We start from the raw sequence: 20,875 nt of genomic DNA, 5'->3' as shown, positions 1-20,875 counted from the left end.
CCCCTTGGGCGAATCACCTAGGCGGCGGGCTCGACGGCCTTTCTGTCGAGAGCTGCGGTGAGTCGATCGAGGGTGCGGCGGTTCTCGCGTCGGGTGAACCCGACGACCGGGGCGTGAATCGCCCGTAGGAGCCCGGCGGTCGTGATCGTGCCGGTGCGGTCGATCCGCGTTCCGCCATCGGGCGCCGGGGTGAGCGCGTAGACGATGCGAATACGCAGACCGTGGGAGGCCGTTGCCTGATCGAACTCGATCCGCCGGGACGGCACGGCCGCCAGGACATGGCCGTGGAGTGTCCCTAGGGCTGTGCGGTCGCGGTATGTGTCGCCGACGGCGAGGGGGCGACGGTGTCGAGTGGGAATCGTGCCCCGATAGACCAGGGAGTGCGGCAGCCAGGACGCGAATTCAGACGCATTCCTGAGCGTGTCGAAAACCGTCGCCGGTGCCGCGTGGGTGTGAGCGGAGATCGTCTGCTCGCTCGTGCGTCGCATGATCGCTCGCTCGCTCCGGGTCATGCCCGTGTGTCGACGCTGGTAGGGGTGGGCATGTGCAGTGCGATCTGGGCGCGGGTGGTGACGTCCAGGGCCAGTACGCGCTTCGCACCGACGGAGCGGATGTCGTCGGACACTCGTCCCTGTCCGAGGGTGAGCTGCAGTCCCCTGGGGCGCAGGGCCCGGCCGGTGGCCAGCGTGTGCACCTGGTTGAGGGTTGCATGCCAGTCGCCATCGATCCGCGTGTACGAAATTCCCGTCGAGACCTTTTGCAGGGGCCGGTAGGTCTTCTGCGCCGGGGTGGGCGCGGAGAAGGTGAGATCCGCGCCGCCGGTGTCGTTCGAGACCCGGGCGGAGACCCGCCGGTCGTCGATGTCGACGTCGATCGGGGTGACCCACTTGGGGAAGCCGTAGCCGTCATGACCGCGGATCTGGGCGATCTCGGTGTTGACGGGAAGCGAGAGCACGTAGGAGTGCAGATGGTCGTCCTGCAGGGAGGACGCGAGGTCTGCGATTCCGGGACCGCCGTGCCGGACGGGCCGTACGGCGATTCCCGTGGCGGCCTCGGTGTAGAAGTCGATGTCGCACACGTCATACCGGTACAGCATGATCGAGAAGATCCCGAGCCCTGGGAGAACCTCCAGCGGAGCGAGCTCACGGGGGAGCCGCGCGCGCAGACGCTTGGTGGGGGCGAGCATCACGAGCCGCGCGATCGAGGCCGCGTAGTAGAAGTTCGGCGTCCAGGTCGGCCCGACCCGCGACTCCACACGGGTCTTCGGCAACGGCCGGAAAAAGTCGACCCCGGACACGCGCGGATCCTTCGCGACAGCGTCGAGGTCGGTGTTCATCCGATATCGGGCATAGAGCCCGTCCGCCGGCACCTCGATCGTGCGGTCTCCGAGCTCGACGGGCACCGCATCCGACTGGGTTCGATCCATGATTCCTGCTCCCTCACCGGTGTTCGGTGCTCACATTCATGCGATGACCAGGCATGCGCACCGCCGACACCCTGGCTGAACATTCGATGACGTGCTACGCGGATGTGTTCACGTCGTGCTCGCGGCGGATCTCATGGAGCCCTTCGCGATAGGTGGTCACCCGGAAATCAGGAAATCGCTCGACGAACTTCGAGGAGTCGAAGCGGTTGTCATAGCGATAGCGCGGCAGCAGCTCCTGGATCTCGCGTGCGGCGGGGGAGAAGACCCCGGCCGCACGCAGCACCCACTCGGGCACCACCCGGTAGCCCGGATCCCGGTCGAACGCCGCGGCGGCCGCCCCCACGAACTCGTGGTAGGTGAGCCGGTCGTGGTCGACAGGGAGATGCCAGGTCTGTCCGTACGCGTCAGCAGTATTGCCGAGGGTGGCCAGGGCGCGGCTGGCGTCCGGGGTCCAGATCAATGTGCGCAGCCGGTCGTCGCGCACGGGTACGCGGGGCTTCTCGCCCGCCTTCAGCCGGTCGATGACCAGGGAGTTGGTGAAGCCCTGCGTGCGGCCGGGCCCGTAGAACTCGGGAGCCCGGCCGATGAGCATCGGGATGTCGCCGCGGGCCATCTCATCCAGCACCATGGTCGCCATCTCGGCGCGGACGGCGCCCTTGCGCCCCACGGGCGCGAACGGGGTGTCCTCGGTCTGCACGCGATCATCCTGTGGATACATGTAGGTGTTGTCGAAGTACGCGAACTTCGCCCCCGCCGACCGCGCGCCGTCGAGCGCGTTGCGCAGCATCGTGGGGAACTGCGCCTCCCAGAGCGCGGTGTCGGCAGGAAGGCCTGCAGTGAAGTAGACGATCTCGCTGCCGGCAGTCGCCGCCGCTGTCTGCGCGGCATCCATCAGGTCGGCGCGCATCAGCCCGTCCGTGTCATTCACCGCGCGTGGGTTGCGACTGACGAGCCGGAGGTCAGCGGTGTGGCCGCGGTGCAGCTCTTTCGCCAGTTCCACCGCGATCTGACCATTCGCACCCAAGATCGTCTGCATCCGCGCTCTCCACCTTCACGTTCTCCACGCCACGCCTGTCCAACGTCTGCATGTTGCCTTTGCCATGCGATAATGTTTTCACCGCACACATCATCGTACGAGTGGAAGTGTTCAGTGTCAACTTTCGAGAAGAGTTACCACCACGGCGATCTGCGCGCCGCCCTCCTGGCGGCCGCGATCGAGCTGCTGGAATCGGGCGAGCCGTTCTCGATGCGCGCCGTCGCCCGCCGGGCCGGCGTATCGCAGACCGCGCCCTACCGGCATTTCGCCGATCGGAACGCCCTCGATGGCGCGGTCGCCGTCGCCGGATTCCGGGACCTCGCGTCAGACCTCACCGACGCCCTCGACGCCGCACCTCCGGGTGCGACCCCCGCGGACATCCTCGGAGGGCTCGGTGTCGCCTATGTCTTCTTCGCGTTGCGACGCCCGACGGAGTTCCGGATCATGTTCGGGAACGAATGCGATGATGCGGATGCCGAGCGCGTCCTCGCGGCGCAGCGGCTGAACGCCGTGCTTGACGACGCTCTCGCCGACCTGTTCCCCGGCGCGGATGTCCCCCACCTGTCGACGGCGCTGTGGGGCATGGCGCACGGGCTCGCCTTCCTGCACCTGGACGGCAAGATGCGTCCCGAGAACCTCGACGAGGTCGAGGCGCGCGTGCGAGCAGCCGTCGCCGCCGTCCTTGCGATGAACGCCGGCGAGGTCGCACCGTGATGACTGGGTGAACCAGCCAGGTTGACAGTGAACACATTGAGTCATACTCTCAATGTCAGCACTGAACACATTGTGTAGGAGGCAGCCATGACCATCGTCGAATCCGCTCCCATGACCGACGAGATGACGTCGACCGCGCTCCCGAGCCGGCTGTCCTCGCCATTCCTGTCGTCATTGGCCGGTCTCACCGCGGCCGGCGCCGACGCGACGACCACCGGCACGAAGGCGGTGTACAACGGCGAGGCACTCGCCGAGCTCCCGGTCGCGACGCCGGACGTCGTGACTGCGGCGTTCGCTCGCGCCCGCCGTGCCCAGGGCATGTGGGCGGCGACGCCGGTCCATGAGCGGGCGAGCGTTCTGCGGCGCTTCCATGACCTGGTCCTGGAGCGGCAGGAGGAGGCACTCGATCTGATGCAGGCCGAGAACGGCAAGACTCGCCGAGACGCATTCCTCGAGGTGATGGACATCGCGATCACGGCCCGCTACTACGCACGAAGCGCCGAAGGGCTGCTGAAGCCTCAGCGTCGCCGCGGCGCGTTCCCGGTGCTCACGCACACGACCGAGTTGCGGCACCCCAAAGGCGTGGTCACGGTCATCTCGCCGTGGAACTATCCGCTGAGCATGGCCGCCGGCGACGCGATCCCTGCGTTGATGGCAGGCAATGCGGTGGTGCAGAAGCCGGACACGCAGACCGCGCTCACCGCCCTCTGGGCCCTGAAACTTATGCGCGAGGCCGGACTGCCCGCGGACGTATGGCAGATGGTGGTCGGACCCGGCAGCTCCATCGGGGACGCGCTCATCCAGGGCGCGGACTACGTGATGTTCACCGGCTCGACCGCATCGGGGCGCCGGATCGCCGCCGATGCCGGGAAAAGGCTGATCGGCGCGTCGCTGGAGCTCGGCGGCAAGAACGCGATGATCGTCCTGCCCGACGCCGACCTCGACAAGACGGTGCGCGGGGCGATCGCCGCCGCGTTCCCCTCCGCCGGGCAGCTGTGCGTCTCGATCGAGCGAATGTACGTGCCCGACAGCCTGTACGACGAGTTCACCCGCCGATTCGCCGCAGACACGAAGCGGCTGCGCATGGGCGGGGCATATGACTGGAGCATGGACGTGGGCAGCCTGACCACGCCTTCCCAGCTGGCCACGGTCACCCGGCACGTCGACGACGCCGTGGCGAAGGGCGCCGGCGTGCTCGCCGGTGGTCGTGCGCGTCCCGACCTCGGGCCGTACTTCTACGAACCCACCATCCTCACTGACGTGACCGACGCCATGACGCTGCACGCGGGCGAGACCTTCGGTCCGGTCGTGTCCGTGTATCGGTACACCACCGTCGATGACGCCGTCCGCATGGCGAACGACTCCTCATACGGCCTGAACGCCAGCGTGTGGGGACGCAACGGCGCTCGTGCGCGTGCCGTCGCCTCGCGCATCCACGCCGGGACCGTCAACGTCAACGAGGCGTTCGCAGCCGCCTGGGGCAGTATCGACGCCCCCATGGGAGGAATGGGCGACTCGGGCCTCGGGCGTCGGCACGGCGCCGACGGACTCCTGAAATACACCGAGTCGCAGACTGTCGCGCACCAGCGCATCCAGGGATTCACTGCTCCCGACGGGGTCGCGCCCGACGCGTGGGCCCGCACGCTGACCCGTGGGCTCCGCGTCCTCCAGCGCCTCGGTGCCAAGTAACCGCCGCTCGCCGGCAACGAAAGAAGAGACCATGACCAAGCGCATCCTCCACGTCGTCACCAACGTCGGACACTACGACGATCCTGAGCATCCCACCGGACTGTGGCTCTCCGAACTCGCCCACGCCTGGGAGGTGTTCGAGGAGCGAGGATTCGAGCAGACGATCGTCAGCCCCCACGGCGGGGCATCCCCGCTCGAGCCGCGATCGCTGAAGTTCCCCAACTACGACAAGGCTGCCAAAGCGTGGCACAACGACCCCGCGCGGATGGCCCTGCTCGAGAACACGCTCAGCCCGGATCAGGTCGACGCCGCCGACTACGACGCGATCTACTACACCGGCGGCCACGCCGTGATGTACGACTTCCCCGATAGTGAGGGACTCCAGCGAATCAGCCGCGACATGTGGGAACAGGGCAAGATCGTCTCCTCCGTCTGTCACGGCTATTGCGGCCTGCTCAACGTCCGCCTCTCCGACGGCTCGCTCCTCGTCGACGGGAAGCACGTCACCGGATTCGCATGGCAGGAGGAAGTACTCGCCCGCGTGGACAAACTCGTTCCGTACAACGCCGAGGACGAGATGAAGAAACGCGGAGCCCTCTACGAGAAGGCCAAGATCCCCTTCGTCTCCTATGCGGTCACGGACGGACGCCTCGTCACCGGACAGAACCCCGGATCCGCCAAAGAGACTGCGCAGAAAGTCGCCGCGCTTCTCTGATCGCCGGCCCGCTCCGGTGCGGCGTAGCGTGAGGCCATGAGCAATCGCCTCGCCGGCACCGGCAGCCCCTATCTGCGCGCGCATGCCGACAACCCCGTCGACTGGTACCCGTGGGGGGAGGAGGCGTTCGCCGAGGCCGCGCGCCGCGACGTCCCGGTGCTGATCTCGATCGGATACTCCACGTGCCATTGGTGCCATGTCATGGCGCGGGAGTCGTTCCAGGATCCGGCTACGGCGGAACAGCTCAACCGCGGCTTCGTGTCGATCAAGGTGGACCGTGAGGAGCACCCCCAGGTCGACACCGCGTACATGGCGGCGGCCTCCGCGTTCACCCAGGATCTGGGCTGGCCGCTCACCGTCTTCGCCACGCCCTCTGGGCGGGTCTTCCACGCCGGCACGTACTTCCCGCCCGTGGCTCGAGGCCAGCTCCCCGCGTTCGGCACCGTGCTCGCCGCCGTGCGCGAGGCCTGGACCGAGCGCCGTGCCGAGGTGGAGGGGCTGGCCGGCGCGGTCGCCGAAGCGCTGGAGTCGTCGGAGTCGGCGGATCCCTCGCCGGTGCCCGATGAGGCCGCGCTGACGGCGGCCGCGAACGAGATCGTGGCGCGAGAGGACCGCCGGCACGGCGGGTTCGGCACGGCGCCGAAGTTCCCGGTCGCCACGACGCTGCGCTTCCTGCAGGCGCAGGGACGCACCGATGTCGTCGCGCGTGCGCTCGACGCGATGGCCACCTCGGAGCTGTGCGACGAGGACGGCGGCTTCTTCCGCTACGCCACGCAGCAGGACTGGGCGGTGCCGCACTACGAGCGGATGCTCACAGACAACGCCCAGCTGCTGGATGTGGCCATCGACGCCGGGCGCGCGGACGTGGCGCGCGGCATCGCGCATTTCCTGCTCACTGTGCTGCAGCGCGCCGAGGGCGGGTTCGGTGCCGCGCAGGACTCCGAGTCCGTGATCGACGGGCAGCGCAGCGAGGGCGGCTACTACCGCCGCCCGGTGGCCGAGCGGGAGAGGCTGCAGCCGCCGGCGGTCGACGGCAAGGTCATCACGGGCTGGAACGGGCTCGCGATCGCCGCGCTGGCCCGCGCCGGCGCCGCGCTCGGCGAGCAGTCCTGGATCGACGCGGGCGTCCACGCCGCGGAGACCGTGCTGGCCGTGAACCGCGACGCGGCCGGGCGCCTCGTGCGCACGTCCTTGGACGGGGTGCCCGCGGCGGCTGTCGCCACGGACGCCGACCTCGGGCTGCTTGCGGACGGGCTGTTCGCCCTCGCTCTCGCGACGGGCGATGTGCGCTGGGCGACGCGCGGACTGGAGGTGCTCGACGCCGACGCGGCGGCCGATCCGGTGCTCGCGGCGCATGCGATCCCCGCTGCCGCGGACGGCGGCGACGGCGACCTGCCGTCCGGCACGTCTGCGCGGGCGGCGGCCGAGTTGACCGCCTGGCGGCTCGGGGCGGGGGAGCAGCACCGCGAGCGGGCCGCAGCCCTGGTCTCGGCGCGGGCAGCGCAGGCGATGCGGCAGCCGTTCGGATCCGGCTCGCTCCTGCGTGTGGCGGCGGGGCTCGCCCGGCCGCCACGGCAGATCGTCGCGGTGACCTCGGAGCCGCGCGGGGCGCTCGCGATCGCCGCGCGCTCCGCCGAGGCCGATCTCACCGCGGTGCTGACTCCGCAGCAGGTGCGGGCTTTCGCCGCGGCCGGCTTCGCCCTCTTCGACGAGCGCGACGGCGTCGACGGCGTCGTGCACGACTGCCGCGGCTTCGTCTGCCGGCTGCCGGTGTCGGATCCCGCACTCGTCGCTGTCGCGCGCTGAGCGTCGGATCCGCGACTGCTGTACATTCTGACCAGGCGTACGGCACCGGGGCTCGGCAGACTGTGCGACGTGCGCAGGTCTTGCTGATCCGTTTGTCCAGCGATCGTGGCCACGGATACAGTGGCCCGGATCCCCGGCGACGTCGCCGCTGCGGCCCCGCCGCCGACGCGCCTCCCACCGGCCCGAACGAACCGCAGCAAGGACGCCCTCGACGATGCCCCTCCCTGTCACCACGCCCCCGGCCACTCCGCCGACCAACGCCCGCTTGGACGCCGTGCCGGCCTACAAGCAGGGACGATCCGCCCCGGACGGCGCCTCGAAGCTGTCCTCGAACGAGTCCCCGCACCCGCCTCTGCCGTCCGTGGTCTCCGCGATCGCCGAACGGCTCGGATCCATCCATCGCTATCCGCAGATGGCGGCGCCTGAGATCATCGGCCGCCTCGCCGAGCGCTACGGCGTCGAGCCGGAACTGGTGACGGTCGGCGCAGGTTCCGTCGAGCTCGCGTCGCAGCTCATCCACGCCACGGCCGGCGAGGGCGACGAGGTCATGTTCGCCTGGCGGTCGTTCGAGGCCTACCCGTCGTTGGTGCGGATCGCAGGGGCGACCCCGGTGATGGTCCCGCTCGACGCGGAGCACCGGCACGACCTCGACGCGATGCTCGCCGCGATCACCGACCGCACGCGCCTGATCTTCGTGTGCAACCCGAACAACCCGACTGGCACGGTCGTCGGGCCCGAGGAGCTCGAGCGCTTCGTGGCCGCAGTACCCCGCGACGTGCTCGTGGTGATCGATGAGGCCTATGTGCACTTCGACGGGTCGCCGTACTTCGCCGAGCACCCGACCGCGACCGATCCGGAGCGCGGCGCCGGCCTCGAGCTGTTCCGCCGCTACCCGCATGTCGCAGTGCTGCACACGTTCTCCAAGGCCTACGGGCTCGCCGGCCTGCGGATCGGCTACGCCATCGCGCCCGCCGGGATCGCGGCCGCCCAGCGCAAGGTCGCTGTGCCGTTCGGCGTGACCGACTTGGCTCAGGCCGCGGCCGTCGCCTCGCTCGACGCGCAGGAGGAGCTCGCCGTGCGCATCGCCGAGGTCGCCGAGCAGCGCGACCGCCTGCTCGGGGTGCTCGTCGACGCGGGATGGCCCGCCGTGCCTTCCCAGGCCAACTTCGTCTGGGTGCCGGCGGGGGAGCGCGCCGTCGAGCTCGACGAGCTGCTGCACGCGGGCGGCGTCGTCGCCCGCACGTTCCCCGGCGAGGGCGTGCGCATCTCGGCCGGATCCGCCCTGGACATCGACCGCGTCGCGGCGGCCCTCGCCACCGCGAACCCCGCTCACCCCACCGCTGCCGTTCGCGAGGAGGCGACCGCATGACCATCGAAGAAGTTCCCCTGACGACGACCACCACGAAGGGCCTGCACCCCGGGCTCACCCGTCGGCAGATCTCCATGATGGGGCTCGGCGGCGCGATCGGCGCGGGACTGTTCGTCGGCTCCGGCCAGGCGATCGGCATCGCGGGGCCCGCGGTGATCGTGTCCTATCTCGTGGCCGGCACGATCGTGGTGCTCGTCATGGCGATGCTCGCCGAGATGGTCGCCGCCAACCCGTCCTCGGGCGCATTCAGCTCGTACGCGCAGAAGGCCATGGGCCGCAGCGTCGGCAGCGCCGTGGGCTGGCTGTACTGGATCCAGCTCGTCGTCGTCATCGCCGCCGAGGCCGCGGGCGCCGCGGGCATCGTCGCGCATCGCTTCCCGGGCCTTCCGGAGTGGGCGTGGGTGCTGTTGTTCGTGCTCGCGCTCACGATCGTGAACCTGCTCGGGGTGCGCAACTACGGCCGGTTCGAGTTCTGGTTCGCCGCGATCAAGGTCGCCGCCATCATCGCCTTCCTCGTCGTCGGCGTGCTCGCGATCGTCGGCCTGATCCCCGACGTGCCGGCGACCGGCGTCGGCAATCTCGTCGATCAGGGCGGCTTCGCCCCCACGGGCATCGCCGGCATCGCGGGCGCCCTGTTGATCGTCGTGTTCGCGTTCGGGGGCACCGAGGTCGTCGCGATCGCGGCCGCGGAGTCGGACGACCCCTCGCGCAACATCAGCCGGATCGTGCGCCAGGTGATGGTGCGGATCCTGGTGTTCTACGTCGGATCCATCTTCGTGATCGTCACCGTGCTCCCGTGGAACTCCAAGGAGGTGCTCGCCGGTCCGTTCTCCGCCGTGCTGGACACGCTCAAGATCCCCGGGGTGGGACTCGTGATGGACCTCATCGTCATCGTGGCGCTGCTGTCGGCCATGAACGCGAACATCTACGGTGCCTCGCGCATGGCGTTCTCGCTCGGCGAGCGCGGGCTCGCACCGCTGGCGCTCACCCGCACGAGCACGGCAGGCGTGCCCCGCGTGGCGGTGCTGGCCTCGGTGGCGTTCAGCTTCGTCACGGTGATCCTGAACTGGATCTGGCCCGAACAGGTGCTGCCCACGCTGCTGAACGTGGTGGGATCCACCCTGCTGGTGATGTGGACGGCGACGGCGATCACGCAGCTGATCCTGCGCCGCCGGGCCGACGCCGAGGGCACGCCGCTGCCGATGCGGATGTGGGGCTTCCCGTGGCTGTCGGTTCTGACTCTCGTGCTGCTGGGCGCGATCATCCTGCTCACGATGCTCAACGAGGGTGCGCGCACCCAGCTGCTGCTGACCATCGGCCTCACCGTGGTGCTCGTGGTGCTCGCCCGGGCCACCCGGGGCCTGTCTCGCCCCGGCGTCCTCAAGGACGGCGCGGACGACGTGTTCCGGGGCTGACGATGCGCATCGATGCCCTCGACGCGGCCCTGATCCGGCTGCTCACGGACGCGCCGCAGCTGCCCGTGCTGGAATGTGCACGGCGGCTCGGCGTGGCCCGTGGCACCGTCACCAGCCGTCTCGCGCGGCTGCATGAGAACGGCGTCATCGAGGGCATCGTGCCGCGCGTCGATCCGCGCGGCTTCGGATATGCGCTGACCGCGTTCTGCCAGGTGGAGATCGATCAGAAGGTCGGCCATGACGAGGTCGCGGAGGCACTGGCGTCGGCGATCCCGGAGGTCGTCGACATGTACACGGTCACCGGCGCGAGCGACATGCAGCTGCGCCTCGTCGCGCACAGCGCAGAGCAGCTGCAGGGGGTGCTGGACCGGATCGCCCTGGTGCCCGGCGTCGCCCGCACCGCGAGCTCGATCGCGATGCGCACGCACTTCAGCGGCCGGGTGCTGCCGCTCGTGGAGCACGCCGCCCGAGGCTGAGCCCTACTCGTCGTTCCCGGTCCAGCCCTTGCGGCGGAACCACCACCACATGATCGCGCCCGAGACGACCATGGATCCGATGCCGAGCAGGAAGAACGACCACGGGCCGGACAGCACGTGCGCGATCGACCAGTCGAAGTTCATGCCGAAGAAGCCCGTGAGGAAGCTCAGCGGCAGGAAGATCGACGCGATGATCGCGAGCTGCTTCGACGTCTCGCCCTGGCGGTTCGCGACCGTCGAGAGATACAGGTCGGTGCAGCCCGACACCATCTCGTGGTAGCCGTCGATCTCGTCCGTGATCCGGATGAGGTGGTCGTAGATGTCGCGGAAGTAGTCGTGGCTGTCCGCCTCCAACCCGGCCAGATCCGTGATCACCTCGGCCTGCCGGGCGAACAGGTCGCGCATCGGGACGACGACCCGGCGCAGCTTCAGCAGCAGTCGTTTGAGACCGAAGGTCTGTTGCAGCTCCTTGCGCCCGCCTCCCGCGACGATCGCGTCCTCGAGGGCGTTGATCTCCTCGTCCAGGTCGCTGAGGATCGGGAAGTAGCTGTCCACGATCACGTCGATGATCTTGTAGACGTAGTAGCGCTCGGTCTTCGGCGCCGTGGAGTTCTGCAGCAGCGTGCGCACCTGGCGGAGATCCTGGAAGCGCTCGGAGTGCACCGTGACGATGAACTCGCCGCTGAGGTGGCAGTGCACCTCCTCCAGCGGGCGGTCGTTCTCATCCTCGGGGTGCCGCTCGACGGCGCCCTGCAGCACGAGGAGCGCTCCGTCGCCGTAGACGTCGAGCTTGGGGCGCTGGCCCATCCGCTGGGTGTCCTCGATCGAGAGCGGATGCCAGCCGAGCAGGGTGCCGAGCCGCTGGATCTCGTCCGCGGAGGGGGAGACCAGGTCGAGCCAGAAGAACTCCTCCTGCGCGCGCAGCTGCGCGATCAGTGATTCGTCGATGGTGTCGAGGATGCGCATGTCAGATCCAGGTGATCATCCAGTTATGGGCCTGCCAGAACCACCACGGCACGGGCAGACCGATCCACAGCGGGTAGAAGAACGCGCTCAGCAGCACGATCATCACCACGACGATCGCGACGGTGCGCTGGCCGGACTGCCGGCGGTGCCGCGAAGCGCTCCGGTGCCCGGCGATGTCCCTCAGCGCGAGCACGAGCGCGAGGATCAGGAAGGGCGTCATCACGACCGTGTAGAACTGGAAGATCGTGCGCTCGGGGAATGCCAGCCACGGCAGGTAGGTCGCCGCGAGCCCCACCAGCGGGATCGAGTAGCTCCACGGCATGGGGGAGCGCAGCACCAGTCCGCGCACGAATCGCACCAGCAGGTAGACGGATGCTGCGACGCCGAGGTACCAGATGAGCGGGTTCGGGATCGAGGTGATCGTGCCGATGCAGTGATCCGTGCCGAAGCACGGCGCGTTCTGCCCGCCCACCCAGAACGCGGTGGGGCGGATCAGCAGGGGCCATTGCCATGCCGGGCTCGCATAGGGGTGCGAGGAGGTCAGCCCGACGTGGAACGCCAGGATGTCGGAGTGGTACTTGAACCACGACGTGAGCGCGTTGTCCGTGATGTTCCGGTCGTAACCGCCCTTGGTGAGGAACCAGCCGCTCCAGGAGGCCAGGTACACGGCCGCCGCCACCGGCACGAGCAGCACGAAGCTCGCGAGGCCCTGCCGGAGGACGGCATCCGTGGGCCAGAGTGCGACACCCGCGCGGCGGCGGGCGAGTGCATCGGTGACGACGAGGTAGATCCCGGCCGCGGCGAGCACGTACGCGCCGGACCACTTCACCGAGGTCGCGGCCCCCAGGGCCAACCCCGCGGCGATCACCCACGGGCGGCGCCAGAACACGCGGCCCCAGAGCGTCGGGTCATCGCCGCGCTCGTGGGAGGCGCGATCCTCGAGCCGTGGCATCGTCTGGCGCCGGTCGTACACGAGGAACAGGATCCCGAGCACGAGGAAGAAGGTGAGGATCCCGTCCAGCAGCCCGATCCGGCTGAGCACGATGCCGAGCCCGTCGACGGCCATGAGCAGGCCCGCCAGGCTCGCGACCGTGACCGAGCGGGTGACGGCCTTGGCGAGCAGGTAGACGACGAGCACGGTGAGCGTGCCGATGACGGCCGTCGAGATGCGCCAGCCGAAGCTGGATCCGGGGCCGAAGGCCGCGATGCCGAGCGCGATCAGCCACTTGCCGAGGGGCGGGTGCACGACGAAGGAGGCGGATTCCTCGAGCGCGCTCGTATCGCCCTTCACGAACAGGTCGTTCGCCCCGGTGCGCCAGGTTCCCTCGTAGCCCTGCACCCACAGCGACCAGGCGTCCTTGACGTAGTAGGTCTCGTCGAACACGATCGTGTGCGGATGCCCGAGCCCTGCGATGCGCAGCACCGCCGCCAGGAGCGTGATGAGCAGCGGCGCAAGCCAGGACACGAGTCGGAGCCGGACGGGATCGCCGAGCCAGGCATCGCGCAACCGCTCCCAGGCAGTGGGACGGTCGTCGTGCCGGGCGTCGACGCCGGGCAGCAGAGGCGCGGTCACCCGCTCAGCCTATGCTGGGGCGGGTGATCATCCTCGCGGCCACTCCGATCGGAAACCTGGGCGACGCGTCCCGCCGGCTCATCGAGGTGCTGGAGAATGCGACGATCATCGCCGCCGAGGACACCCGCACCACCCAGCGGCTGCTGCAGGGGCTCGGCATCGCGAACCGGCCGAGGCTCATCGCGCTGCACGATCACAACGAGAAGGCCAAGGCCGCCGAGCTCGCCGAGGCGGCCGAGACCGAGGATCTCGTGGTGCTCAGCGATGCCGGCATGCCGACGGTGAGCGATCCCGGCTACGGGCTGGTCGCCGCAGCCGCCGAGCGCGGCGTGACGGTGACGGTGATCCCCGGCCCGAGCGCGGTGGTCACGGCCCTCGCCGTGTCGGGCCTTCCCACCGACCGGTTCACGTTCGAGGGTTTCCTGCCGCGCAAGCCGGGGGAGCGCCGCTCGGCGTTGAAAGCGCTCGCCGCTGAACCCCGCACGATGGTGTTCTTCGAGTCGCCGTCGCGGCTGGCCGCGACGCTGGACGACATGGCGACCGCGTTCGGCGCTTCCCGCCGGGTGGCGGTGTGCCGCGAGCTGACCAAGCTCTACGAGGAGGTCCGCCGCGGCGGCGCCGCCGAGCTCGCCGCATGGGCGGCGGAGGGCGTGAAGGGCGAGATCGTGGTGGTCGTGGAGGGAGCCGCGCCACGGGCGGTCTCGCCGGAGGATGCGCTGGCCCAGGTGCAGGCGCTGGTCGCCTCGGGTGTGCGCCTCAAGGACGCCTGCGCCGAGGTCGCCGCCGCCACGGGCCTCGGCTCGCGGGATCTGTACCAGGCGGCGCTCGCTGCGCGCTGACGGCGGCCTCTGAGGGCGGTTTCCGAGGCGCCCGGTGCTCGCGATGCCCCGGCAGGCCTGAACGCTTCGCGCGGAGAGGTGCGACATCTTCGGACGGATCCGCGGATCCAGTCCGACGATCGCCTACATCTCCGCGCCAGGCGCTACGGCCCGCCACGCCCTGGGACCTGCCACGCTTCGCGCGGCGAGGATCTGAGAGTGCTGTGTGGTTCGCCACAGCGCCCTCAGATCTCGACCGTGCGATCGGCTCAGCGTGCGCCCGGCCGGATCCCTCGCCGGGGATCCGGTGCAGCCGGGTCTGCTGGAGGCCGGAAGATCACTGGCACGGGCACGCTGACCGTCGGCGGCAGCGTGAGCGCGGCGGGGGTGAGCGTCGGGCGCATCGCCGGTCAGCCGTTCTCGTCGCGTGCCGGCGTGGTCGCCGGCGGCACGGTGTCGACCACCGTCGTGGACATCGCCGTCAGGGTGGTCTGCTCCTCACCGGCCGACACGGTGCCCGCGGGGTAGAACCGGCGCTCGCCGATGACCTGGCCCGTGTCCGGGTCGATGATGATCTCCTGGCGCTCGCCCGACCGCTGCGGTTCGTTGCGGCCGATCGCGACGCCGACCCGACCGTCGAGATTCGCGATGCCGTCGGTCGACGTCGTGCCGGGGATCAGCGCGAGCGCCTCGAACATGCGGGCCCGGAGCGCGGCCGGCACCGGGTAGTAGCGCAGGATGTCGGTGATACGGACGAAGTTGTCCTCGTCGCGACTCGCCGATCCGCCCTGGTACTGCGCGTCGAAGTACGCGAGCGTCTCAGCACCGGATCCGGTCGGGATGGCGCTGAGATCCTGGCGTGCCCAGGGGCCGCCGTAGAACTCACCCCGAGGAGCGTGGATGGTCTCGGTCTCGAAGTCGCCGTCGCCGGTCTCCCCGTGCTCCCAGTCCCGGTACAGCGCCCAGTCGGCGTTCGTGTCGGACGGGATGTAGACGTCGACGTTCTGGATGTTCGACGGCATCCGGGAGATCGTCCCATCGGCCCTGCCCTGGTGACCGACCCAGTCCGCGCGGATATGGAACTTCAAGTACTGTCCCGGCCCGGCTTCCGGGTCACTATAGGTGATCGCCTCGGCGGCGGCCTTACGCAGCACGGTCGCCGCACTCGCCGATTCCGGATGCGGCGGGGCGAGCACGCCGCCCACCACGACCGCCGCGGCGACGGCGGCTGCGGCGGTGAGGCCGACGGCAGCCCAGCGGATCGGGTGCCGACGACGCGGCGCGCGGGACGCCGGCGTCTTCTCGGCGGCGTGGATCGCGGTCTCGAGCTTCAGGTACGCGGGAGCGAGTCGAACCGCGTCGGGCTCGGCGACGTCGTCACGCAGACTGCGGAGCAAGGTCAGGTCGTCCATTTTCACCCTCCTCAGGTGTGGAGCGGAGTAGGCGCCGGGCGCGGTTCAGTCTCGACTTCACCGTGCCGACAGGGATGTGCAGGGCTTCGGCGATCTCGTCGTACGAGAGCTCGGCCCAGGCGAACAGCAGCAGGCAGTCGCGGTCCCCGGCGGAGAGCCGGCGGATCCGCCCGGCGAGACGTCCGACCGCGAGCTGCGCGTCCAGCGCCTCGTCGGGATGGTGCGTCGTCGCCGGCTCAGGCGCGCTGCGCTCCATCGCCTTCAGCACGCGCGCGGTGGCGATGCGGTGGCGGTGGATGAGGTTCGTCGCGATGCCGAACAGCCAGGGTCGGGCATCCTCCCGTGCGGGGTCGAACCGGGCGCGGCGCTGGAACGCGATCAGGAAGGTCTCGCTCGTGACGTCGTCGGCGACGACGTCACCGGCCCGTCGGGCCGCGTAGCGGTGCACCGATCCTGCGTAGCGGTGGAAGATCTCGCCGAAAGCCGACGGATCCGTCACCGATCTCGCGATCACCGTGTTGTCGTTGTTCACATCCTGTATTCCTCGGAGGGGTCGATCGTGTTCACGATTCTTCCGGTTTCGCGCTCGACCGGGTGGCGAACACCGTGAGACGGCAAGTGAGAGGCAGGATGCTCGTCGTGGATGACGAGACGGTGGCCGCCGCCTACGACGCACGCGCGGCGGAGTACATCGCGCTGATCGGGAGCATCGACCAGATGGAACGCGCCGACGTCGCGATGATCGGCCGGTGGCGGGATGAGACCGCGGGCGGGTTGCTCGACGCCGGATGCGGACCGGGGCTGTGGACGGCGTTCCTGGCCGAGCCGGGGTCGCGACCGGGATCCGGCCGCGATGTCGTCGGCGTCGACCTGTCAGCGGAGCTCCTCACCGCCGCCCGCGAGCGGCATCCCGGGGTGCGATTCGAGTCGGCGTCGTTCCGTGACCTGCCTTTCCCGGACGGATCCTTCGGCGGAGTGCTCGCCTGGTATTCGCTCATCCATCTGCCGCCGGACGAGCTGCCAGCGGTGCTCGGCGAGCTCGCCCGCGTGCTCGCGGTCGGCGGCCGGATCCTGATCGGCTACTTCGACGGCGAGCCGCGGGAGCGGTTCGCACACGCGGTCGCCCCGGCGTACTACTGGTCCGCGGAAGCCCTGGGCGTCCTTCTCCGGGATGCGGGCTTCGCGGTGACCGACGTCGAGCGCCGCGAACGGGAGCCCGGCACCGCCGGCAGCGTGCGCCCGCACGGCGCGATCATCGCCGAGCGGTGCTGAGGCCCTGCCGTCGTCATCGTCCGAACCGGCCCTCGCATCCCGCCTAGAATCGAACGCATGCCCGCAGGCGAGTCCTTCTACATCACCACGCCGATCTACTACCCGTCGGACGTGCCCCACATCGGGCACGGCTACACCAGCGTCGCCGTGGACACCCTCGCGCGCTGGCACCGCCAGTCGGGTGACGACACCTGGATGCTCACCGGCACCGACGAGCACGGCCAGAAGATGCTGCGCGCGGCAGCGGCGAACGGCGTGACCCCGCAGGAGTGGGTGGACAAGCTCGTCAGCGAGAGCTGGTTCCCGCTGCTGACGACCCTCGACGTCGCGAACGACGACTTCATCCGCACCACCCAGGAGCGGCACGAGACCAACGTGCAGGTCTTCTTCCAGAAGCTCTATGACGCGGGCTACATCTACGCCGGCGAGTACGAGGCGCTGTACTGCGTGGGCTGTGAGGAGTTCAAGCCCGAGTCCGAGATCGTCGACGGCACCGGTCCCTTCGAGGGCCTCAAGGTCTGCGCGATCCATTCCAAGCCGCTCGAGCTGCTGCAGGAGAAGAACTACTTCTTCAAGCTCAGCGAATTCCAGGACCGTCTGCTGGAGCTGTACAAGACCGAGCCCGACTTCGTGCGCCCCGACTCGGCGCGCAACGAGGTCGTCTCGTTCGTCTCGCAGGGGCTGAAGGACCTCTCCATCTCGCGCTCCACGTTCGACTGGGGCATCCCGCTGCCGTGGGACACCTCGCACGTCATCTACGTGTGGGTCGACGCGCTGCTGAACTACGCGACCGCCGTCGGCTACGGCGCCGACGAAGAGCTGTTCGCCCGCCGCTGGCCCGCCTACCACGTGGTCGGCAAGGACATCCTGCGCTTCCACGCCGTCATCTGGCCGGCGATGCTGATGGCCGCGGGACTCGAGGTCCCGAAGGGCGTCTTCGCGCATGGCTGGCTGCTCGTCGGCGGCGAGAAGATGTCGAAGTCGAAGCTCACCGGTATCGCCCCGACCGAGATCACCGACGTGTTCGGATCCGACGCGTACCGGTTCTACTTCCTCTCCGCGATCGCCTTCGGGCAGGACGGATCCTTCTCCTGGGAGGACCTCTCGGCGCGCTACCAGGCGGAGCTGGCGAACGGCTTCGGTAACCTCGCCTCGCGCACGATCGCGATGATCGAGCGCTACTTCGACGGCGTCGTGCCCGCGGCAGGGGAGTACACGGCGCAGGACCTCGCGGTGCAGCAGCTCGTCGCGAAGGCCGCCGCCGATGCGGACGCTGCCGTCGAGCGATTCCGCATCGACGAGGCCATCGCCGACGTGTGGACCATCGTCGACGCACTCAACGGCTACATCACGGAGAACGAGCCCTGGGCGCTGGCGAAGGACGACGAGCAGCGCGAGCGCCTCGGCACCGTGCTGTACACCTGCGCGGAGGGTCTGCGCGCGCTCGCCGTGCTGCTGTCGCCGGTGATGCCGCAGTCGACCGCGAAGCTCTGGAACGCTCTCGGGGCCGAGAGCGGCCTCGGCGCGCTCACGGCGCAGCCGCTGCGCGAGGCGGGACGCTGGGGCCAGCTGCCGGCGGGCACCACCGTGCAGACGCTCGCGCCGCTGTTCCCGCGCATCGAGGCCACGGCCTGATCCGGAGGACGCAGCGGATGCGTGCCTCGGGCGTGCGTCGGACAGGGGGATGAGATGGGATTCGAAGCGCAGGAGAGCGTTGAGGTGGCCTCGGCCGCGCCCGTCGTCGGCCAGCGGATCGCCGAGGTCCTCGGCGCCGAGAAGGCGACTGTCACCGCGGCCTCGCCGGACGGGCTGACCGTCGACTTCACGACGCGCAAGACGTTGCTGTCGTGGGAGCTCGAGGGCCGGATCGCGGTCACCCCGCTCGCGCAGGGCAGCCGCATCAGCCTTGTGCTCAACACGCATCACAACCGTCCGGCGGCGGCGCTGGACGGCGTGAAGAACGCGAAGAGCGCGAAGAAGCTGATCGACAAGATCACCGCCGGGCTCTGACCCGGCGCCGAAGGGCGGAGGCCGCAATGGGCGAACCGGACACCTACGTGCGCGAGCGCGCGACCGAGGGGCGCAAGGACCTGCGCTATCCGGCCGCGCCCGAGCCGCTCGCAATGCCCGTCTACGACAACCACTGCCACCTCGAGATCACCGATGGGGAGTACTCGCTGACGCTCGTCGAGCAGTTGGACCGGGCACAGGCCGTGGGCGTCGTCGGCGTCGTGCAGGCCTCGGGCGACGTCGAGTCGTCGCGCTGGGCCGTGGAGGCCGCGGAGTCGGATCCGCGCGTGCTCGCCGCCGTCGCGATCCACCCCAACGACGCCCCGGCCTATGCCGAGGCCGGACGCCTCGACGAGGCGATCGCCGTGATCGATGAGCTCGCTGCACGCCCGCGCACCCGGGCGATCGGCGAGACCGGGCTCGACTACTTCCGCACCGAGGAGCCGGGGCGCGCCGCCCAGCACGCCTCGTTCGAAGCGCACATCGCGCTCGCGAAGAAGCACGGGATCGCGATGCAGATCCATGACCGCGACGCGCACGACGACGTTCTGGAGACGCTGCGCCGCGTCGGCGCACCGGACCGCACGGTGTTCCACTGCTTCTCGGGCGACGAGGCGATGGCGCGGATCTGCGCCGACGCCGGTTACTACCTGTCGTTCGCGGGCAACGTGACGTTCAAGAACGCGCAGAACCTGCGCGACGCGCTCGCGGTCACGCCACGGGACCGGATCCTGGTCGAGACCGATGCGCCGTTCCTGACGCCGGTGCCGTTGCGAGGGCGCCCGAACGCGCCGTACCTGATCCCGCTCACCCTGCGCTTCATGGCTGCCGAGCTCGGTGCGGACGCCGACGAACTCGGCGCGCAGATCGCCGCGAACACCGTCGAGGTCTACGGCTCGTTCGCCTGAACCTCGTCCAGAACGGGGCGCGCGGAGACGATCTGCGAGATCGGGCGCCAGACGAACAGCAGGGTGAGCGCCGCACCCGCGAAGGCGAACCACCACGGCGCCGTGAGGCCCCAGGTCTGCGCGATCACGCCGCCCAGCGCCTGCCCGATCACCATGCCGCCGAACACGCCCACCGAGTTCACCGAGGACACCCGGCCCTGCAGTTCGTGCGGCACGAGCCGCTGCCGCACGGTCGTCGAGATCGTGCCCCAGACGAACGCGTAGAACCCGAACACGAACATGATCAGCAGCGCGATCCAGCCCTGCGTCGTCAGTGCGAACGCGAGGTGCATCATCACCTCGAGCGACAGGCAGACCCGCATCATCGTGGCGAAGGACACGTGGCGCTCGAGCCAGCCGAAGCTCAGAGTGGCGAGCAGACCGCCGGTCGCGGAGGCCGTGGTCAGCATGCCGTAGCCGACGGCGCCCATGTGCAGGTGCTCGGTCGCGTACAGCACCAGCACTCCCCACGGCGCTGCCCAGGTCACGTTGAACAGCAGGATGATCAGCACGAGCATCCGCACCGGAGGATTGCGCCACAGCCAGCGCAGGCCCTCCGCGATGTCGGTGTGCACCTTCGTGCCGGCGGCGGAGGATCCGGTCGTGCCGGTCGCGTCCCGCGGCGGTATCGGCGTGCGCGCGATGCGGGAGATCAGCACGATCGCCAGGCTCACGCACACCGCCTCGAGGAGGAAGGGCCACGCGTGCCCGGCCGCGAACAGGAACGCGCCGAGCGGGGGGCCGGCGAACTGGTTCGCGACGAGATACCCGGCCTGCAGGCGGGCGTTGCCGAGTCCGAGATCGGCGGGCTTCAAGAGCATCGGCAGCAGCGTGGATCCTGCGGTGTCGACGAACACCTCGGCGGTGCCGTAGAGGAATGCAGAGGCCAGCACGATCCAGATGTTCGCGCCGCCGGTGATCAGGAACGCGCACAGCGCGAGCAGCACCACGGCACGCGCGGCGTTCGCGACCATGACGAGCCGGCGGCGGTCGAAGCGGTCGGCGATCGCCCCGGCGTGCAACCCGAACACCAGCCAGGGCAGGAACTGCAGGATCGCACCCGCCGCGACGAGGATCGGCGACGACGTCATCGACGCGATCAGCAGGGGAGCGGCGGCCAGGGCCACTCCGTCGCCGACGTTGCTGGTCCAGCTGGAGGCGAGCAGCCAGCGGAAATCCCTGCCCATGCGCCGAGGCGCGACGAGTTCACCGATCGAGGGCATCCGAGAAG

General features: G+C 69.7%; 20 protein-coding genes. 12 read left to right on the top strand and 8 right to left on the bottom strand.

The window, feature by feature from the left end; all coding sequences use genetic code 11:
• Window positions 1-17 precede the first annotated feature (17 nt).
• From ACTJI8_RS17220 to ACTJI8_RS17210, 3 genes are all read right to left on the bottom strand, one after another.
• Window positions 18-488 (bottom strand): SRPBCC family protein, encoded by a 471-nt coding sequence (locus ACTJI8_RS17220; protein ID WP_440734647.1) that lies wholly within the window; start codon window positions 486-488, stop codon window positions 18-20.
• Window positions 489-508: 20 nt separating this feature from the next.
• Window positions 509-1,426 carry an acetoacetate decarboxylase family protein gene (locus ACTJI8_RS17215; protein WP_440734646.1) on the bottom strand — a complete coding sequence of 306 codons (918 nt, stop codon included), beginning with the start codon at window positions 1,424-1,426 and terminating at the stop codon, window positions 509-511.
• A gap of 94 nt (window positions 1,427-1,520) precedes the next feature.
• A complete protein-coding gene (locus tag ACTJI8_RS17210; protein WP_440734645.1) occupies window positions 1,521-2,462 on the bottom strand; it encodes an NAD-dependent epimerase/dehydratase family protein in 942 nt (313 codons plus the stop codon).
• Window positions 2,463-2,576: 114 nt separating this feature from the next.
• Between ACTJI8_RS17210 and ACTJI8_RS17205 the strand changes: the two genes are divergently transcribed.
• The 7 genes from ACTJI8_RS17205 (at window position 2,577) to ACTJI8_RS17175 (ending at window position 10,646) form a co-directional block, all read left to right on the top strand.
• On the top strand, window positions 2,577-3,176 hold the full coding sequence (locus ACTJI8_RS17205; protein WP_440734644.1) for a TetR/AcrR family transcriptional regulator: 600 nt from the start codon (window positions 2,577-2,579) through the stop codon (window positions 3,174-3,176).
• Between the two features lie 87 nt (window positions 3,177-3,263).
• Window positions 3,264-4,865, top strand: a complete 1,602-nt coding sequence (locus tag ACTJI8_RS17200; protein ID WP_440734643.1) for a succinic semialdehyde dehydrogenase — start codon at window positions 3,264-3,266, stop codon at window positions 4,863-4,865.
• A gap of 31 nt (window positions 4,866-4,896) precedes the next feature.
• Window positions 4,897-5,580: a type 1 glutamine amidotransferase domain-containing protein gene (locus ACTJI8_RS17195; protein ID WP_440734642.1), complete on the top strand. Its 684-nt coding sequence runs from the start codon at window positions 4,897-4,899 to the stop codon at window positions 5,578-5,580.
• 36 nt (window positions 5,581-5,616) lie between these two features.
• Window positions 5,617-7,386: a thioredoxin domain-containing protein gene (locus tag ACTJI8_RS17190; protein ID WP_440734641.1), complete on the top strand. Its 1,770-nt coding sequence runs from the start codon at window positions 5,617-5,619 to the stop codon at window positions 7,384-7,386.
• 214 nt (window positions 7,387-7,600) lie between these two features.
• On the top strand, window positions 7,601-8,755 hold the full coding sequence (locus ACTJI8_RS17185) for a histidinol-phosphate transaminase (protein WP_440734640.1): 1,155 nt from the start codon (window positions 7,601-7,603) through the stop codon (window positions 8,753-8,755).
• The gene (locus ACTJI8_RS17180) at window positions 8,752-10,170 is read left to right on the top strand and encodes an amino acid permease (protein ID WP_440734639.1); all 1,419 of its coding nucleotides are present in this window, start codon (window positions 8,752-8,754) and stop codon (window positions 10,168-10,170) included. The genes ACTJI8_RS17185 and ACTJI8_RS17180 overlap by 4 nt, the downstream gene beginning before the upstream one ends.
• A 2-nt stretch (window positions 10,171-10,172) precedes the next feature.
• Window positions 10,173-10,646, top strand: coding sequence for an Lrp/AsnC family transcriptional regulator (locus ACTJI8_RS17175; protein ID WP_440734638.1), 474 nt, complete (start codon window positions 10,173-10,175; stop codon window positions 10,644-10,646).
• A gap of 3 nt (window positions 10,647-10,649) precedes the next feature.
• Here ACTJI8_RS17175 and corA read toward each other — a convergent pair whose 3' ends face one another.
• Window positions 10,650-11,612, bottom strand: a complete 963-nt coding sequence (gene corA, locus ACTJI8_RS17170; protein ID WP_440734637.1) for a magnesium/cobalt transporter CorA — start codon at window positions 11,610-11,612, stop codon at window positions 10,650-10,652.
• Window position 11,613: 1 nt separating this feature from the next.
• Window positions 11,614-13,185: a dolichyl-phosphate-mannose--protein mannosyltransferase gene (locus tag ACTJI8_RS17165; protein ID WP_440734636.1), complete on the bottom strand. Its 1,572-nt coding sequence runs from the start codon at window positions 13,183-13,185 to the stop codon at window positions 11,614-11,616.
• A gap of 23 nt (window positions 13,186-13,208) precedes the next feature.
• Here ACTJI8_RS17165 and rsmI point away from each other — a divergent pair, with 23 nt between their 5' ends.
• Window positions 13,209-14,024, top strand: coding sequence for a 16S rRNA (cytidine(1402)-2'-O)-methyltransferase (gene rsmI, locus ACTJI8_RS17160; RefSeq protein WP_440734635.1), 816 nt, complete (start codon window positions 13,209-13,211; stop codon window positions 14,022-14,024).
• Between the two features lie 389 nt (window positions 14,025-14,413).
• On the opposite strand, the gene ACTJI8_RS17155 is transcribed toward rsmI, so the two are convergent.
• A complete protein-coding gene (locus ACTJI8_RS17155; RefSeq protein ID WP_440734634.1) occupies window positions 14,414-15,415 on the bottom strand; it encodes a CU044_5270 family protein in 1,002 nt (333 codons plus the stop codon).
• Window positions 15,381-15,947 carry an RNA polymerase sigma factor gene (locus ACTJI8_RS17150; RefSeq protein ID WP_440734633.1) on the bottom strand — a complete coding sequence of 189 codons (567 nt, stop codon included), beginning with the start codon at window positions 15,945-15,947 and terminating at the stop codon, window positions 15,381-15,383. Before ACTJI8_RS17150 ends, ACTJI8_RS17155 begins: the two co-directional genes overlap by 35 nt.
• Window positions 15,948-16,054: 107 nt before the next feature.
• On the opposite strand from ACTJI8_RS17150, the gene ACTJI8_RS17145 reads away from it, so the two are divergent.
• From ACTJI8_RS17145 to ACTJI8_RS17130, 4 genes are read left to right on the top strand one after another with little or no spacing between them, the layout of a single operon-like run.
• Window positions 16,055-16,687, top strand: a complete 633-nt coding sequence (locus tag ACTJI8_RS17145; protein ID WP_440734632.1) for a class I SAM-dependent methyltransferase — start codon at window positions 16,055-16,057, stop codon at window positions 16,685-16,687.
• Window positions 16,688-16,744: 57 nt separating this feature from the next.
• Window positions 16,745-18,322, top strand: a complete 1,578-nt coding sequence (gene metG, locus ACTJI8_RS17140) for a methionine--tRNA ligase (protein WP_440734631.1) — start codon at window positions 16,745-16,747, stop codon at window positions 18,320-18,322.
• Window positions 18,323-18,376: 54 nt separating this feature from the next.
• Window positions 18,377-18,697 carry a hypothetical protein gene (locus ACTJI8_RS17135; protein ID WP_440734630.1) on the top strand — a complete coding sequence of 107 codons (321 nt, stop codon included), beginning with the start codon at window positions 18,377-18,379 and terminating at the stop codon, window positions 18,695-18,697.
• Window positions 18,698-18,723: 26 nt separating this feature from the next.
• Window positions 18,724-19,605, top strand: coding sequence for a TatD family hydrolase (locus ACTJI8_RS17130; protein WP_440734629.1), 882 nt, complete (start codon window positions 18,724-18,726; stop codon window positions 19,603-19,605).
• Here the strand turns inward: ACTJI8_RS17130 and ACTJI8_RS17125 are convergent.
• Window positions 19,587-20,867, bottom strand: a complete 1,281-nt coding sequence (locus ACTJI8_RS17125) for an MFS transporter (RefSeq protein ID WP_440734628.1) — start codon at window positions 20,865-20,867, stop codon at window positions 19,587-19,589. The two genes, ACTJI8_RS17130 and ACTJI8_RS17125, sit on opposite strands and share 19 nt — an antisense overlap.
• Window positions 20,868-20,875: the final 8 nt, after the last annotated feature.

The organism is Microbacterium sp. 22303 (assembly GCF_052045265.1).
In the GTDB taxonomy this organism is placed as follows: Bacteria; Actinomycetota; Actinomycetes; order Actinomycetales; family Microbacteriaceae; genus Microbacterium.
This window is presented reverse-complemented; position numbering and strand designations above follow the sequence as displayed.